This window comes from Mesorhizobium dulcispinae, from assembly GCF_033977345.1.
GTDB classification, from domain to species: Bacteria; Pseudomonadota; Alphaproteobacteria; order Rhizobiales; family Rhizobiaceae; genus Mesorhizobium; species Mesorhizobium dulcispinae.
Genome location: NZ_JAVIIY010000001.1, coordinates 460,657 through 475,503 on the forward strand (window position 1 = coordinate 460,657; position 14,847 = coordinate 475,503).

Annotated in this window: 11 protein-coding genes; 5 read left to right on the forward strand and 6 right to left on the reverse strand. The window is 65.3% G+C overall.

The features are described 5' to 3' along the window. The first annotated feature begins 186 nt into the window (after window positions 1-186). A complete protein-coding gene (locus RFN30_RS02055; RefSeq protein ID WP_320260470.1) occupies window positions 187-1,707 on the forward strand; it encodes a phosphomannomutase/phosphoglucomutase in 1,521 nt (506 codons plus the stop codon). An 11-nt stretch (window positions 1,708-1,718) separates the two neighbouring features. Here RFN30_RS02055 and RFN30_RS02060 read toward each other — a convergent pair whose 3' ends face one another. Next, window positions 1,719-2,606: an NmrA/HSCARG family protein gene (locus RFN30_RS02060; protein ID WP_320260471.1), complete on the reverse strand. Its 888-nt coding sequence runs from the start codon at window positions 2,604-2,606 to the stop codon at window positions 1,719-1,721. A gap of 97 nt (window positions 2,607-2,703) precedes the next feature. Here RFN30_RS02060 and RFN30_RS02065 point away from each other — a divergent pair, with 97 nt between their 5' ends. Both RFN30_RS02065 and RFN30_RS02070 read left to right on the forward strand, forming a co-directional pair. Beyond that, entirely contained in the window at window positions 2,704-3,603 is a 900-nt protein-coding gene (locus RFN30_RS02065) for a LysR family transcriptional regulator (RefSeq protein ID WP_320260472.1), read from the forward strand. 46 nt (window positions 3,604-3,649) lie between these two features. After that, entirely contained in the window at window positions 3,650-5,887 is a 2,238-nt protein-coding gene (locus RFN30_RS02070; RefSeq protein WP_320260473.1) for an AGE family epimerase/isomerase, read from the forward strand. Between the two features lie 221 nt (window positions 5,888-6,108). Here the strand turns inward: RFN30_RS02070 and betB are convergent, their stop codons facing one another. Genes betB through betI form a run of 5 tightly spaced genes read right to left on the reverse strand, consistent with a single transcriptional unit; the run spans window position 6,109 to window position 12,391 of the window. Beyond that, the gene (gene betB / locus RFN30_RS02075) at window positions 6,109-7,572 is read right to left on the reverse strand and encodes a betaine-aldehyde dehydrogenase (RefSeq protein WP_320260474.1); all 1,464 of its coding nucleotides are present in this window, start codon (window positions 7,570-7,572) and stop codon (window positions 6,109-6,111) included. A gap of 53 nt (window positions 7,573-7,625) precedes the next feature. Then, entirely contained in the window at window positions 7,626-9,281 is a 1,656-nt protein-coding gene (gene betA / locus RFN30_RS02080; RefSeq protein WP_320260475.1) for a choline dehydrogenase, read from the reverse strand. Continuing rightward, window positions 9,274-10,278, reverse strand: coding sequence for a threonine/serine dehydratase family protein (locus RFN30_RS02085; RefSeq protein ID WP_320260476.1), 1,005 nt, complete (start codon window positions 10,276-10,278; stop codon window positions 9,274-9,276). Before RFN30_RS02085 ends, betA begins: the two co-directional genes overlap by 8 nt. Next, a complete protein-coding gene (gene betC, locus RFN30_RS02090; protein WP_320260477.1) occupies window positions 10,275-11,804 on the reverse strand; it encodes a choline-sulfatase in 1,530 nt (509 codons plus the stop codon). Before betC ends, RFN30_RS02085 begins: the two co-directional genes overlap by 4 nt. Beyond that, window positions 11,801-12,391, reverse strand: coding sequence for a choline-binding transcriptional repressor BetI (betI, locus tag RFN30_RS02095; RefSeq protein ID WP_320260478.1), 591 nt, complete (start codon window positions 12,389-12,391; stop codon window positions 11,801-11,803). Before betI ends, betC begins: the two co-directional genes overlap by 4 nt. Before the next feature lie 187 nt (window positions 12,392-12,578). Between betI and RFN30_RS02100 the strand changes: the two genes are divergently transcribed. Together RFN30_RS02100 and RFN30_RS02105 are read left to right on the forward strand one after the other, a co-directional pair. Further along, window positions 12,579-13,745, forward strand: coding sequence for an acetyl-CoA acetyltransferase (locus RFN30_RS02100; protein WP_320260479.1), 1,167 nt, complete (start codon window positions 12,579-12,581; stop codon window positions 13,743-13,745). A 53-nt stretch (window positions 13,746-13,798) separates the two neighbouring features. After that, window positions 13,799-14,803 carry an asparaginase gene (locus tag RFN30_RS02105; protein WP_320260480.1) on the forward strand — a complete coding sequence of 335 codons (1,005 nt, stop codon included), beginning with the start codon at window positions 13,799-13,801 and terminating at the stop codon, window positions 14,801-14,803. The last annotated feature ends 44 nt before the right edge of the window (window positions 14,804-14,847 follow it).

Genomic DNA, 14,847 nt, shown 5'->3' on the forward strand with positions numbered 1-14,847 from the left:
GCTTATAGCCGCCGCTTTCCGATCCTGCAAGCGCCAATGGTTGCACTTGTGTCGCATTTCGTCGGCTTTCTTCAAGGCTGCCTGGAAGGCATGGGATTTAGCCGTCGGGTAAAGACCGGCTTAAAGGCTTTGTGGTAAGCCGCAGGCCCATGGACCGGCGTTCCGGTCCCCTTGGAGTTTCCACCATTGGCCCTGACGATTGTTGGCGAAGCCCGGCCCAACAGCTTCAAATTCGAGACCTCGGCGCTGATCAAGGCGTCGGGCTTTCGCGAATATGACGCGCGCTGGTGGTTCGGCCATCCCGGCTCGACGAAGGCGCCGGAGCTCAATTTGGTCGGCGTCCAGGCGCTCGGCATGGGTCTGGGCACGCTGATCCGCCGCCTGGGTGCCGGGCCGGACATCGTCACCGGCCACGATTTCCGCTCTTATTCGCTGTCGATCAAGCTGGCGCTCGTTGCCGGCCTGATGGCGGCGGGTGCACGCGTGAAGGATATCGGCCTGGCCTTGTCGCCCATGGCCTACTTCGCCCAGTTCGCGCTGGATACGCCGTCGGTCGCAATGGTCACCGCCTCGCACAACGAGAATGGCTGGACCGGCGTCAAGATGGGCGCGGCGCGGCCGCTGACGTTCGGTCCGGAGGAGATGAGCGCGCTGAAGAAGATTGTGCTCGAAGCGGACTTCGATCTTGCCGGCGGCGGCGCCTACGAATTCGTCGCCGGCTTCCGCGAGACCTATCTCGACGATCTGGCCAGGGACAAGCGCATATCGAGAAAGCTCAAGGTCGTCTGCGCCTGCGGCAACGGCACGGCCGGCGCCTTCGCGCCGGAAGCGCTTGAGCGCATCGGCTGCGAGGTGATCCCGCTCGATGTCGACCTCGACCATACATTTCCGCGCTACAACCCGAATCCCGAGGACATGCAGATGCTGCATGCCATCGGTGAAAGGGTGCTGGAGATCGGTGCCGATGTCGGATTGGGCTTCGACGGTGACGGTGATCGCTGCGGCGTCGTCGACAATGAGGGCAACGAGATCTTCGCCGACAAGGTCGGCGTCATGCTCGCGCGGGATATTTCATCGCTCCATCCAGGCTCGACTTTCGTCGTCGACGTCAAATCGACGGGGCTCTTCGCCACCGATCATGTGCTCAAGGCGAACGCCGCCGTGACCGACTACTGGAAAACCGGCCATTCCTACATCAAGCGCCGCGTTGCCGAACTCGGCGCCGTGGCGGGCTTCGAGAAGTCTGGCCATTTCTTCTTCAACCCGCCGATCGGCCGCGGCTATGACGACGGGCTGATCACCGCGATCGCCGTCTGCCGGATGCTCGACCGCAATCAGCAACGATCGATGGCCGATCTCTACCGGGCCCTGCCGCTGACTTACGGCACGCCGACCATGTCGGCGCACTGCGCCGACGAGGTGAAATACGGCGTGGTCGAGCGCGTCGCGGCCGATTTCGAGGCGATGCAGCGCAAAAGTGCTGAGTTCGCCGGCCGGAAGATCGCGGCGCTGATCACCGTCAACGGCGTGCGCGTCGTCGCCGAGGATGGCACCTGGGGCCTGGTGCGCGCCTCCTCGAACAAGCCGGAGCTTGTCGTCGTGGTGGAGAGCCCGGTATCGTCCGACCGGCGCCGGCAGATGTTCGAAGCCGTCGACGCCGTGCTGCGCCGCAATCCGGAAGTCGGCGCCTACAACCAGACTTTTTAGCGACCGGACAATCAGCCGGCTGATGGGGCGCGATCGAGGACGCTCCAGTCGAACGCCTTCGCCCAATCGGCAAAACTGTGCCAGCGCACCTCCGGGAAATCCTTGCGCAGAGCGGCGATGTCGACGTCGTAGCCGACGCGGTCGAACCATTCGAACATCGCCGCCGCATCTTCGCTTTGCTGGCGGGCGACGGCGATCGGGATTTCCTGGTAGGTGATCGGCCGGCCGATAGCCTGTGACAGGATCCTCGCCTGCTCTTGGCCTGACAGCTCGTCGCCTGCGAAATCGAAGCGCTTGCCGAAAACGCTTTCACGCCGTTCGGCCAACGCTGTGACGAAGGCGCCGATATCAGCGAGCGCAACCAGTTGCAGGGGCCGTTCGGCGGGCAAGGCAAAGGCATAGGTGCCCTGGCTGAGCGCGCCGGCCGACCATGGCGCGACGGCATTTTCCATGAAGGCGACCGGCGCACTGATCGTAAAGGGAATGCCGAGCCCGATGATGTGCCGCTCGACCAGATACTTGCTTTCGAAATGCGGGATGCCGGTCTTCTTGTCGGCGTCGGCGACGGACGAATAGATCAGATGCCCGATGCCGGCAGCTTTCGCCGCGTCGGCGGCGATGATTCCCTGGCGGGTTTCCTCTTCCATCCCTGCCTCGTAGCTGTTGCCCATCAGGAACATCGTGTCGATGCCCTTTGCGGCGTCGACAACCGAAGCCGTGTCGGCGAGATCGCCGGCAACAATGTTCGCGCCTGCCGATGCCAGCCGCCGAGCGGCATCACTGTCCGGCCTGCGCGTCAATGCCTTCACGCTGTGGCCTCTCGAAAGAAGGGCACGCGCGACGGCGCCGCCCTGTTGGCCCGTGGCGCCGGTCACGAGAACGGTCCGTTTGGTGGTCATCTATCTGCTCCTTCGGTTGCGCGGAGCAAAGTTAGGCACTGTCAAATTGGCGCATAATTGCCTATAATTGAGAAACTTTGTCCCACTGATGGATACAATGTTCGACCTCAACGATGTTGTCGTGTTCGCTCGTGTCGTGGAGGCGGGCAGCTTCACCGCGGCCGCGCGATTGCTTGCCATGCCAAAGACGACGGTCAGCCGCCGCGTTGCCGCGCTCGAGCGCGAGGTTGGCGTCCGGCTGCTGCAGCGCACGACGCGCAGCCTCAGCATGACGGACGCCGGCCGCCTCTATTACGAGCAGAGCAGCCAGGCGCTGCGCACAATCGAGGAAGCAAATCTGCGCCTTGCCGAAGCAAGGGCGGAACCGACAGGCACCATCCGCATTTCCGCGCCCGTCGGTTTCGGCCCCTATTTCCTCAACCGAGCCGTGCTCGACTTTCTCGGTATGTATCCGAAGACCAAGGTCGAGCTTCGCCTTACGGACGATAAACTCAACCTTGTTGACGACGGAATCGATCTCGCCTTTCGCACCGGCGTTCTGGAGGATTCGACCCTGATCGCCCGCAAGCTCGGCACGGCGCCCAGGCTGCTATGCGCCAGTCCGGACTATCTGGCTCGCAATGGAGCGCCGGGCACGCCGGCGGACCTGGCTCGCCATGATTGCGTGATTGCCGGTCCTTCGGCCGTCGGCGCCCATTGGGTGCTGGATGGGCCGGATGGCCAGGAGACGATCACGGTGGCCGGGCGCTTTGCCGCCAACGAAATGCAGGCGGTCGTCACGGCCGCCCTTGCCGGTTACGGCATCGCTCAAATCCCCAATGCAATAGCCGAAGTGCTGATAGGCGAGGGGCGGCTGTGCCGGGTTCTCGGCAACCATGCCACGCCTGCTGGCGGGCTTTATGTCCTTTACCCGAGCAGCCGGCATCTTTCGCCTTTGGTCAAGGCCTTCATCGAACTGGCGGCTGAGCGCATTTCCAAGCGGGTAAACACCGCTTAAAGCATCTGTGCTACCGGATCGGCCAACTTTTGAGCGTGAGACCCGAATGAGCCAGCGCATCGTCAGTTTCGTCATGAGCGGCGGCGTCGGCTCGCGGCTATGGCCGCTGTCGCGCGAGGACAATCCCAAGCAGTTCCATGACCTCTCCGGCGATGGCTCGATGCTGGCCAAGACCTTGCGCCGGCTGGCGGCGCGACCCGAGGGCGAGACGCCGATCTTTCTGATCGCTTCGGAGCGCCACGCCGAGCGCGTCCACGTCGACCTTGCCGGCCTCGATCTCGCCGGCGGCGGTCCGCTCTTCGAGCCCACGGGGCGCAACACGGCGGCAGCCGTGGCGCTGGCCAGCCTGCGCACGCTTTCCGAGTTTGGCGACGAGCTGGTGCTGGTGGTGCCTTCCGACCACGAAATCTCCACCGCGCGCCAATTCTGGCAGAGCATCGAGGCTGGTGCTGAGGCGGCAAGTGCCGGGCGCCTGGTGGTGTTCGGTATCAAGCCGACGCAGCCCGAAACCGGCTACGGCTATATCGAGGTCGCGGCCGATGGGGATGGGGTGTTCGACGTCTCGCGCTTCGTCGAGAAGCCCGACCTCGCCACGGCGCAGGCTTATCTCGACGCCGGCAGTTTCTACTGGAACACCGGCATCTTCCTGTTTCGCGCCGGCGCCATGCGCGATGCCTTCGCCGCCTTCGAGCCGAACATCTGGCAGGCGACGCAAGCCGCCTATCACGCGGCGACCAGCGATCTTTCCGGCCTCTACATGCCGCTGGAGCTTTACTCGGAAATCCCTTCGACCTCGATCGACTACGCCATCATGGAGCGGGCCAAGGACATCGCCATGGTGCCGGCCGGCTTCCGCTGGAACGATCTCGGTTCCTGGCAGTCGCTGCTCGATGTCGGCCCGTCCGACAAGGACGGCAATGTCATCCTCGGCGATGTCGTCGCCATCGACTGCGAGAACTCCTATATCCGTGGCGACGGTCGCCTGCTTTCGGCCATCGGCATGAAGGACGTCGCCATCGTCTCGACGGCCGACGCCACTTTTGTCGCGCCGGTCAGCCACAGCCAGCACGTCAAGAAGATCGTTGAGCAGCTCGAGAAATCAGGCCGGCTGGAGACGAGGTTCACGCCGGCGCATGACCGCGTCATCGAGAGCGGCGCTTGGCGGCGGCGCGTGCGCCACTGGCTGTTCGAGGAGACGCTGCCGCTGTGGTCGACGATCGGCGTCGACGAGCGCCATGGCGGCTTCCACGAGGCGCTGGGCTTCGACGCCGCGCCGCTGATGAAGCCCAAGCGCATGCGCACGCAGGCGCGCCAGGTCTATGCCTTCGCGGTCGCCAAGGAGCGCGGCTGGGATGGCCCGGCGGACCGGCTGATCGCGCATGGCATCGACTTCATGGCTGGTCGGGGCCGCACCGGCAAAGGCGGCTGGGTGCGCACGCTCAACATCGACGGCTCCGTCGCCGATCCGGTCGAGGACGCCTACGACCATTCCTGCGTGCTGCTCGCGCTGGCGCACGCCCATATGGCCGGTCATCCCGACGCTTTGCGGCTCGGCGAAGAGACATTCGCTTTTCTCGACGCCCATCTCGAGGACAGCCGCATGACCGGCTTCCTCGAAACCTCCCACGGCGCGGGCAAGCGCCGCTCCAACCCGCACATGCATCTGCTCGAAGCCTTTCTCGCCTGGCACAAGGCCACCGGCGAGCGCGCCTATCTGCGCCGCGCGGCGCGCGTCATCGATCTCTTCCGCAGTCATTTCTTCGATGCCGAAAGCTGGACGCTGGGCGAATATTTCGACGACAGCTGGAAGCCGGTGGCGGGCGAGAAGGGCGCCTGGACCGAGCCCGGCCACCACTTCGAATGGGCCTCGCTGCTCGTCGATTTCGCCGCCCGCAGCGGCCAGGCCGAGCTTACCGGCTTCGCTCGCAAGCTCTATGCCTCGGCCGTCGCCAACGGCCTCAACCGCGCCACCGGCCTCGCCTATGGCGCCGTCTCGCGCCAGGGCCTGCCGCTCGACAGGGTCTCGCGCAGCTGGCCGCAGGCGGAAGCGGTCAAGGCCGCGATCGCGCTCGACGGCTCAGGCGGCCCCGACCTCAAGCCCGAGATCGAGGCGCGCGTCGGCCGCCTGTTCCGCTGGCACATCGACCCGGCGCCGCTCGGCCTCTGGATCGATCGCATCGACGAGCGCGGCCGCTCACTGGCGAGCGATGTTCCCGCCAGCATCTTCTACCACCTGGTCTATGCGCTGACGCAGTATCTGGATGGGACGGCGGAGAAGGAGTGAGGGGTAGCAGAAGAGGCGTCTCATTCCTTCGCGCCCCCCTCTGTCCTGCCGGACATCTCCCCAACAAGGGGGGAGATGGGCTGCTTCGCGCCTGGTGCATTTTTCTACAGCGGGCGATTGGCGAAAGCGGCGACGACATCTGATCTCCCCCCAAGTGGGGGAGATGTCCCGCAGGACAGAAGGGGGCGCTGTCCCGCCGACGTCTGTAATCTGTCAATCCTTCAGTAAGGGGCCGCCACGTCCCCCGACTCGACATAAACCGCCTTCAGCTGCGAATAGTGCGCCAACGCCGCCAGCGAATTCTCCCGCCCGATGCCGGATTGCTTGACGCCGCCGAAGGGCATTTCCACCGGCGTCAGATTGTAGGCGTTGATCCAGCAGGTGCCTGCCTGAAGCTCGGCGATCACCCGGTGGGCGCGCGGCAGGTCGCGCGTGAACACGCCCGCCGCCAGGCCGAATTCGGTGCCGTTGGCGCGCTCGATCACCTCGTCCTCGCTGTCGAATTTCAGCACGCTCATCACCGGCCCGAAGATCTCCTCGCGCGCGATCCGCATGCCATCGGTGACATTGGTGAACACCGTCGGCTCGATGAAGAAGCCGCCCTCGAAACCTTGCAGTGAGGGCACGTTGCCGCCGCAGGCGAGCGCGGCGCCCTCCGCTCGGCCGGCGCCGATGTAGGAGACGACCTTGTCCTGCTGCGCCTTGTTGACCAGCGGCCCCATCTGGGTTTCCGGATCGAGCGGATCGCCGATGCGGATCTTCTTGGTGCGCTCGACCAATCGGTCGACGAAGCGGTCATGCAGGCCCTTCTGCACGAAGACGCGCGTGCCGTTGGAGCAGATCTGGCCGGTCGAATAGAAATTGCCGAGCATGGCGCCGCCGATGGCGTTTTCGAGGTCGGCATCGTCGAAGACGATCAGCGGCGACTTGCCGCCGAGCTCCATCGTCGCGTGCTTCATCTTCGAGCCGGCAAGCGACAGCACCTTGCGGCCGGTCGACACCGAACCGGTCACCGAAACTTTTGCCACGACATCATGGCCGACGAGGCCGGCGCCGACATCGCCATAGCCTTGCACCACGTTGAACAGTCCGTCGGGCAGGCCCGCTTCGCTGTAGATCTCGGCCAGCGCCAGCGCCGACAGGGGCGTGTTCTCCGATGGCTTGAACACCATGGCGTTGCCCATGGCCAGAGCCGGCGCCGACTTCCAGCCGGCGATCTGGATCGGGTAGTTCCAGGCGCCGATGCCGACGCAGACGCCAAGCGGCTCGCGCCGTGTATAGGCAAACGGCCCGCCGAGATCGATCATCTCGCCGTTGAAGGCCGCGATAGCGCCGGCGAAATATTCGAGGCAGTCGGCGGCCGAAGGAGCGTCCGCCACCAGCGTCTCCTGGATCGCCTTGCCGGTGTCGAGCGTCTCGATCCGGGCGAGATCGGCATTGCGCGCCCGCAGAATGTCGGCTGCGCGACGCAGGATGCGTCCGCGCTCGACCGGCTTCATCCGCGCCCAGGCCGGCTGCGCGGCGCGCGCCGCCTCGATCGCCAGCTCAAGCACGTTCGGCGTCGCCGAATGCAGCGTCGCGATGGTCTCGCCCGTCGCCGGATAGATCACCGGCAACGGCGCACCGCCTTCGTCCTCGATATAGCGGCCGTTGACATAATGCGATGCCGTTGGTTGGGCGCGCATGGTCTTCTCCGTTCGTAATCGCTGGGCGGGGAGGGCGCCCGCCGGATCATGCGCTATCTGTCTGCCACCTGCCAGCGCGGATTGATCCACGGCTCCTGGTTGGACGGCTCGAGCGGCGCCCGCCCGAGGATGTGATCGGACGCCTTCTCGCCGGTCATGATCGAGGGCGCATTGAGGTTGCCGTTGGTCACCCGCGGGAAGATCGACGAGTCGGCGACGCGCAGGCCCTCGACGCCGATGACCCGGCATTCCGGATCGACGACGCTTGTGAGGTCGTCGGCGTGGCCCATCCTGCAGGTGCCGCAGGGATGGTAGGCGCTCTCGGCATGGTCGCGGATGAAGGCGTCGAGCTCGTCGTCGGACTGCACGTGGCTGCCCGGCGAAATCTCCTTGCCGCGGAAACCGTCGAAAGCCTTCTGGCCGAATATCTCACGCGTCAGCCGAATGCAGTGGCGGAACTCGCTCCAGTCGTCCGGATGCGACATGTAGTTGAAGCGGATCACCGGCTTCGCTTTCGGGTCGGGCGAGCGCAGGCTCACCGAGCCGCGCGACTTCGAGCGCATCGGCCCGACATGCGCCTGGAAGCCGTGCGACTTCGCCGCCGCCTTGCCGTCATAGCGCACCGCCGCCGGGATGAAGTGGTACTGGATATCGGGGTAGTCGACGCCGGCCTGCGAGCGCACGAAAGCCGCCGCCTCGAAGTGGTTGGTGGCGCCGAGGCCAGACTTGAAGAACAGCCACTGCGCGCCGATCATCGCCTTGGAGAAGGGATTGAGCACCGAATTCAGCGTGATCGGCCTGGTCGCTTCCTGCTGGATGTAGAGTTCAAGATGGTCTTGCAGATTGCCGCCGACGCCGGGCCGGTCGGCAATCACCTTTATGCCGTTTTCCTGCAGATGCGCGCCGGGGCCGATGCCGGACAGCATCAGGATCTTCGGCGAGTTGATCGACGAAGCCGCGACGATCACCTCACGTCGCGCCTTAACGAGCTGAATCTGTTTGTTAGCTTCGATCTCGACGCCGATGGCGCGTTGATTCTCGATCACCACGCGGCGGGCGAAGCCCTTGAGCAGACTCACGTTTTTGCGCTTCAGCGCCGGCTTCAGATAGGCGTTGGCGGCCGACCAGCGGCGGCCCCCCCAAATCGTCTGCTCCATCGGACCGAAGCCTTCCTGCTTCGCTCCGTTGTAGTCGTCGGTGAGCTCGAAGCCGGCCTGGCGGCCGGCCTCGATGAAGGCGCCGTAGAGCGGGTTCTTGCGCGTGCCGCGCTGCACATGCAGCGGGCCGCCATGGCCCCGCCAGCCGTTCTCGCCGCCGCCATTGGAATCCTCCATGCGCTTGAAATAGGGAAGCACATCGGCGAAGCCCCAGCCGGTCGCGCCCTGTTCGGCCCAATGGTCGAAGTCGCGCGCATGGCCGCGCACATAGACCATGCCGTTGATCGACGATGAGCCGCCGATCACCTTGCCGCGCGGGGTCGCGAGCACGCGGCCGCCGAGATGCGATTCCGGCTCGCTGGCGAAGCCCCAATCGTACAGGCTCATGTTGAGCGGGATCGACAGCGCCGACGGCATCTGGATCAGCGGCCCGATATCGCTGCCGCCGAACTCGATGACGATCACCGAGTGCTTGCCGTCCTCCGACAGCCGGTAGGCCATGGCCGAGCCGGCGGAGCCGGAGCCGATGATGACGAAATCCGCTTCAAGCATTGTTCATATGCGCCATAAAGTCGGCGAGCGAGACATTGCCGCCGGTAGCCACAACGAGGACGGTTTTGCCCGCCACATTCACTTTGCCGCCTAGCAGCGCGGCGAGCGACGCCGCGCCCGAAGGCTCCAGCACCAGCTTCATCCGCTCGAAGGCGATTTTCATTGCCCGCCGCACCGAGGCGTCGTCGACGGTGACGCCGCGAACGCCGGCGGCACTCACCGCGGCGAAGGGCGCCTCGCCGGGCTTGCGCGCCATCAATCCGTCACAGATCGATCTCGGCCCGATCGGCATGGTCTCGATCGCGCCATGCGCCAGCGACGAGCCCATACCGTTGAAGCCCTCGGGCTCGACGGCGATGATCTCGGTCTTCGGCGACAGATAGTGGAAGGCGAGCGAGACGCCGCCGATGAGCCCGCCGCCGCCGACCGAGCAGAACACCAGATCGGCGTGGGCCTTCTTCGCCGCCAACTGCTCGAGCGCTTCCAGCCCGGCACCGGCCTGGCCGGCGACGATCTCCGGATCGTCGAAAGGATGCAGCAAGGTAAGGTGCTCGGTCTCGGCGATCTCGCGCGCCTTGGCGGCCGCGACTTCCTCGCGGGCGCGATCGCCATGGTCAGTCAGCACCACGCGCGCGCCATAGCCGGCCGTCGCGTCGCGCTTGGCGGCCGGCGCGTCGATCGGCATGACGATGGTGACCGGAATGCCGAGCGCCTGGCCGGCGGCGGCCAGCCCTTGCGCGAAATTGCCGGAGGAATAGGCGACGACGCCCGCTCTCGCTTCCTCCGGCGAGAGCCGCTTCAGCCGCCAGTAGGCGCCGCGCACCTTGAAGGAGCCCGCCCATTGCAGCGATTCCGGCTTGACGAAGACGCGCGCCGCGCCCGTCTCCTTGGCAAGAGCCGCCGACTCCAGCAGCGGTGTCACCTGCGTCGCCGTCGAAGTCACGGCATAGGCCTGCTTAAGGTGGTCGAGGGTGGGAACGAGAATGTCGGCCATCATTCGCCTCGCGGATACCGTTTGCTCTCCTCGAGATTGTCGAGGTTCATGTGATTGCGCATGTAGCGCTCCGACGCCCTCTGCAGCGGCTGGAAATCCCAGGGGTAATAGGCGCCGTTGCGCAGCGCCGGGTAGACCATCCAGCGGCGCGCTTGGCTTTCACGGACTGCGGCGTCGAAGCCGGCCATGTCCCAGCGCGCCCGGACCTTGTCCATGAAAGCGGCCACCAGGGCAGCATGCGCCGGATCGTCGGCGAGGTTGTCGCGCTCGAGCGGATCGGCTTCGATATCGAACAGTTGGGGCGCGTCGAGCTCGCAATGGACGAACTTGTATTTCCCGTCGCGGATCGCGACCAGCGGAGCGTAAGAGCCTTCGGCCGCATATTCCATGAGAACGGGCGCGGCGCGCGGCTTGCCGTCGAGCAGCGGCAGCAGCGACTGGCCGTCCGTCCACGGCGCTATTTGTGCGATGTCGATGCCGGCGAGATCGCAGAGCGTCGGCGTCACGTCGAGATTGGAGACCGGCGCCCCGATGAGGCCGGCCGGCACGCCCTTGCCGGCGATCATCAGCGGCACGCGCGCGGAACCCTCGAAGAAGCTCATCTTGAACCACAGGCCGCGCTCGCCAAGCATGTCGCCGTGATCCGAGCAGAAGAGGATCGTGGTGTTGTCGAGCATGCGGGTGCGCTTGAGCACGTCCAGAAGCTCGCCGAGCTTGTCGTCGACATAGGAAATGTTGGCGAAATAGCCGCGTCGCGAGCGCCGCACCTGCTCGCGCGTGATCTCGAAGGACTGATAGTCGCTCGCCCGATAAAGGCGCTGCGAATGCGTGTCCTGCTCGTCATGCGGAATGAACGGCATTTCAGGGTCGAGCGCCTGGCAGTTCTCGTAGAGATCCCAATACTGCTTGCGCGCTACATAGGGATCGTGCGGGTGGGACAAAGAAACGGTGAGGCACCACGGCCGACGGCCCGGATCGTCCTGCTCGCGCGATAGCTGGTAGAGCTTCTGCTCGGCCAAAAAGACGACTTCGTCGTCATACTCCATCTGGTTGGTGGTCTCGGCGACGCCGGCGCCGGTGACCGAACCAAGATTGTGATACCACCAGTCGATGCGCTCGCCGGGCTTGCGATAGTCAGGCGTCCAGCCGAAATCGGCAGGATAGATGTCGGTGGTCAGCCGCTCCTCGAAGCCGTGCAGCTGGTCCGGTCCGACGAAATGCATTTTTCCCGACAGGCAGGTGTAATAGCCGGCTGCGCGCAGATGGTGGGCGAAGGTCGGGATCGAGGAAGCGAATTCGGCCGCGTTGTCATAGACCCCGGTGCGCGAGGGCAATTGGCCGCTCATGAACGAGGCTCGGCCCGGCGCGCAGAGCGGGGAGGCGGTGTAGTTGTTGGCGAAACGCGCCGAGCGGGCGGCGAGCGCCTTGAGATGCGGCACGTGCAGGAAATCCGCCGGGCCGTCGGGAAAGAGTGTGCCGTTGAGCTGATCGACCATGACGATCAGGAAATTGGGCCGTCCGGTCGTCAAGGCAGGCTCCGTCCGCTGAGCTTGGTTTCGAGATAGTCTTCTACGAGCGCGATCGCCGTCTGCGCACCGGGCACGCCGTCTTTCAGCGCGCGCCGGATGTAGAGCCCGTCGATCAGCGCCGCGGTCGCTTCCGCGACGCGGTCTGCTTCGGCCCTCGGCAGGATGCCGGTCAGCCCGCTCATCAGGTTGGAATTGAGCCGCCGGGCGTAGATGCGCAGCAGGCGGCGCAGTTCGGTCGATTTCTGCGCCTCGACGTAGAAGGCAAGCCAGGCGGCGATGATTTCCGGCTGGAACTGGTCGTCGGAGAAACTGACGGCGACCACGGCCGAAACGCGCTGGCGCGGCGTGGCAGCGAGGCGAAACGCGCGCCGCGTGTCGGCGTTGAGTTCGGCAAGGATGTGCCGCATCGTGGCGAACAGCAGCTCGTCCTTGGCGCCGAAATAGTGATGCGCGAGAGCCGAGGACACGCCGGCGCGGCCGGCGATCTCCGACATGGTCACGTCCAGCGAACCGCGCGCGCCGATCGCCGAGATCGTCGCGTCGATGAGCGCCTTGCGGCGCAGCGGTTCCATTCCGATTTTCGGCATTTGAGGGATCCGGTTCTCGGCGAGATTATTTTTTATTGACGGATCAATCAATAAAAAATCGACCTCAGATCAACCGATCGTGTGGCTGTGGTCCATACCTTCGACTGGAAAACGGTTCACTATTGAACAATATTGAGTAACGTGCCGCGACAGGACGTGTTAGGCTGGGCGGCAAATGGAGGCTGCCATGACCGCATGCATCGTCGGCTGGGCGCATTCGCGCTTCGGCAAGCTCGAAGGCGAGACGCTAGAGGGCCTGATCACCAAGGTCGCCGTGGACGCGCTCGACCATGCCGGCATCGGTCCGGACGATGTCGACGAGATCGTGCTCGGCCATTTCAACGCCGGCTTCTCGCCGCAGGATTTCACCGCGAGCCTCGTGCTGCAGGCCGACGACCGGCTGCGCTTCAAGCCGGCGACGCGCGTCGAGAATGCCTGCGCCACCGGTTCGGCCGCGGTGAGACAAGGCATCCGCGCCATCGATTCCAACGCCGCCCGCATCGTGCTGGTGGTCGGCGCTGAGCAGATGACGACGACACCCGGCCCGGAGATCGGCAAGAACCTGCTCAAGGCCTCCTATCTGCCGGAGGATGGCGACACCCCGGCCGGCTTCGCCGGCGTCTTCGGCAAGATCGCCCAGGCCTATTTCCAGCGCTATGGCGACCAGTCGGATGCGCTCGCCATGATCGCCGCCAAGAATCACAAAAACGGTGTCGACAATCCCTATGCCCAGATGCGCAAGGATTTCGGCTACGAATTCTGCCGTCAGGAAAGCGAGAAGAACCCCTTCGTCGCCGGTCCGCTGAAGCGCACCGACTGCTCGCTGGTCTCGGACGGCGCGGCGGCGCTCGTGCTCACCGACACCGCGACGGCGCTCAAGATGCGCCGCGCCGTCACCTTCCGTGCCAACGAGCACGTCCAGGATTTCCTACCGATGTCGAAGCGCGACATCCTTGCCTTCGAGGGCTGCGAGCGTGCCTGGGAGCAGGCGCTGAAGAAGGCCGGCGTCACGCTTGATGACCTTTCCTTCGTCGAGACGCATGACTGCTTCACCATCGCCGAGCTAATCGAATATGAGGCGATGGGTCTGGCCAAGCCCGGCGAGGGTGCCAAGCTCGCGATGGAAGGCGTGACGGCCAAGGACGGCCGCCTGCCGGTCAATCCATCCGGCGGCCTCAAGGCAAAGGGCCACCCGATTGGCGCGACAGGCGTTTCGATGCATGTGCTGACAGCCATGCAACTCACCGGCGAGGCAGGCGGCATCCAGGTGCCTGGCGCCAAGCTTGGTGGCATCTTCAACATGGGAGGTGCGGCCGTCGCCAACTACGTTTCCATCCTCGATCGGATCAGGTAGAAGCGGCCCGCATTAAGGCGGCGTCCCCTGGGCGCGCGCGTGCGGGAGGCAACATGGCAAATCCGGTTCTGGTCGAAGTCACACGTGGCGCGGTGGTCGAAAGCGCCCATCGCGGCGCCGTCTCCGTTTTCGATGCCGACGGCAAACCCGTCTGGGAGATCGGCGACACGGAACGCCCGGTGTTCCCCCGCTCGGCCGTGAAGGCGATCCAGGCGCTGCCGCTGGTCGAAAGCGGCGCGGCGGATGCCTTTGGCTTCGGCGACCGCGAACTGGCGCTCGCCTGCGCCTCGCATTCCGGCGAGCCGGCCCATGTCGAACTGGCCACGGCGATGCTCGCCAAGGCGGGCCTCGCCAAGAGCGCGCTCGAATGCGGCGCGCACTGGCCATCGAGCCACGATGCGACGATCACGCTGGCGCGTACCGGCAACTTGCCGAATGCCCTGCACAATAATTGCTCCGGCAAGCATTCAGGCTTCCTCTGCACCTGCGTGCATGCGGGCATAGCGCATCGCGGCTACGTCAAGGCCGGCCACGCTTTGCAGGAAATGGTGCGCGACGCCATGCAGTCCGTGACCGGCGCCGCGCATGACGTCGACCATTGCGGCACCGACGGCTGCTCGATCCCCACCTATGCCGTGCCGCTGAAGAGTTTTGCGCTGGGCTTTGCGCGCATGGCGACGGGCAGGGGCTTTGCGCCCGAACGGGCCAAGGCGGCGAAGCGGCTTCTTTCGGCCTGCATGGCCGAGCCGTTCTTGGTGGCCGGCACCGGCAAGGCGGACCTCGCGCTGATGCAGGCCGCGCCCGGCCGCATCTTCGTCAAGACCGGCGCCGAGGGCGTCTATTGCGCGGCATTGCCCGAACTCGGCCTCGGCATTGCGCTGAAATGCGATGACGGCGCCGGCCGCGCCTCCGAGGTGATGATCGCGGCGGTGCTGGCAAAACTGCTGCGCAGCGACGAAGCGCCCGCGGCAAAGCTCAACGAACTCGCCCGTCCGCCGGTCGAAAGCCGCATCGGCGCCAAGGTCGGTTCGCTGCGGCCGACAGCGGTTCTGAACTAGCGCGGACAATGCGACACGCATATGCGGTGGCGGACTCTCGGGCA

What these genes read in the sequence shown, in the direction of transcription:
- RFN30_RS02060 (WP_320260471.1), bottom strand. Translation starts at nt 2,606, where the DNA reads ATGACCACCAAACGGACCGTTCTCGTGACCGGCGCCACGGGCCAACAG.
- betA (WP_320260475.1), bottom strand. Translation starts at nt 9,281, where the DNA reads ATGCTTGAAGCGGATTTCGTCATCATCGGCTCCGGCTCCGCCGGCTCG.
- RFN30_RS02070 (WP_320260473.1), top strand. Translation starts at nt 3,650, where the DNA reads ATGAGCCAGCGCATCGTCAGTTTCGTCATGAGCGGCGGCGTCGGCTCG.
- betB (WP_320260474.1), bottom strand. Translation starts at nt 7,572, where the DNA reads ATGCGCGCCCAACCAACGGCATCGCATTATGTCAACGGCCGCTATATC.
- RFN30_RS02065 (WP_320260472.1), top strand. Translation starts at nt 2,704, where the DNA reads ATGTTCGACCTCAACGATGTTGTCGTGTTCGCTCGTGTCGTGGAGGCG.
- RFN30_RS02100 (WP_320260479.1), top strand. Translation starts at nt 12,579, where the DNA reads ATGACCGCATGCATCGTCGGCTGGGCGCATTCGCGCTTCGGCAAGCTC.
- betI (WP_320260478.1), bottom strand. Translation starts at nt 12,391, where the DNA reads ATGCCGAAAATCGGAATGGAACCGCTGCGCCGCAAGGCGCTCATCGAC.
- RFN30_RS02085 (WP_320260476.1), bottom strand. Translation starts at nt 10,278, where the DNA reads ATGATGGCCGACATTCTCGTTCCCACCCTCGACCACCTTAAGCAGGCC.
- RFN30_RS02105 (WP_320260480.1), top strand. Translation starts at nt 13,799, where the DNA reads ATGGCAAATCCGGTTCTGGTCGAAGTCACACGTGGCGCGGTGGTCGAA.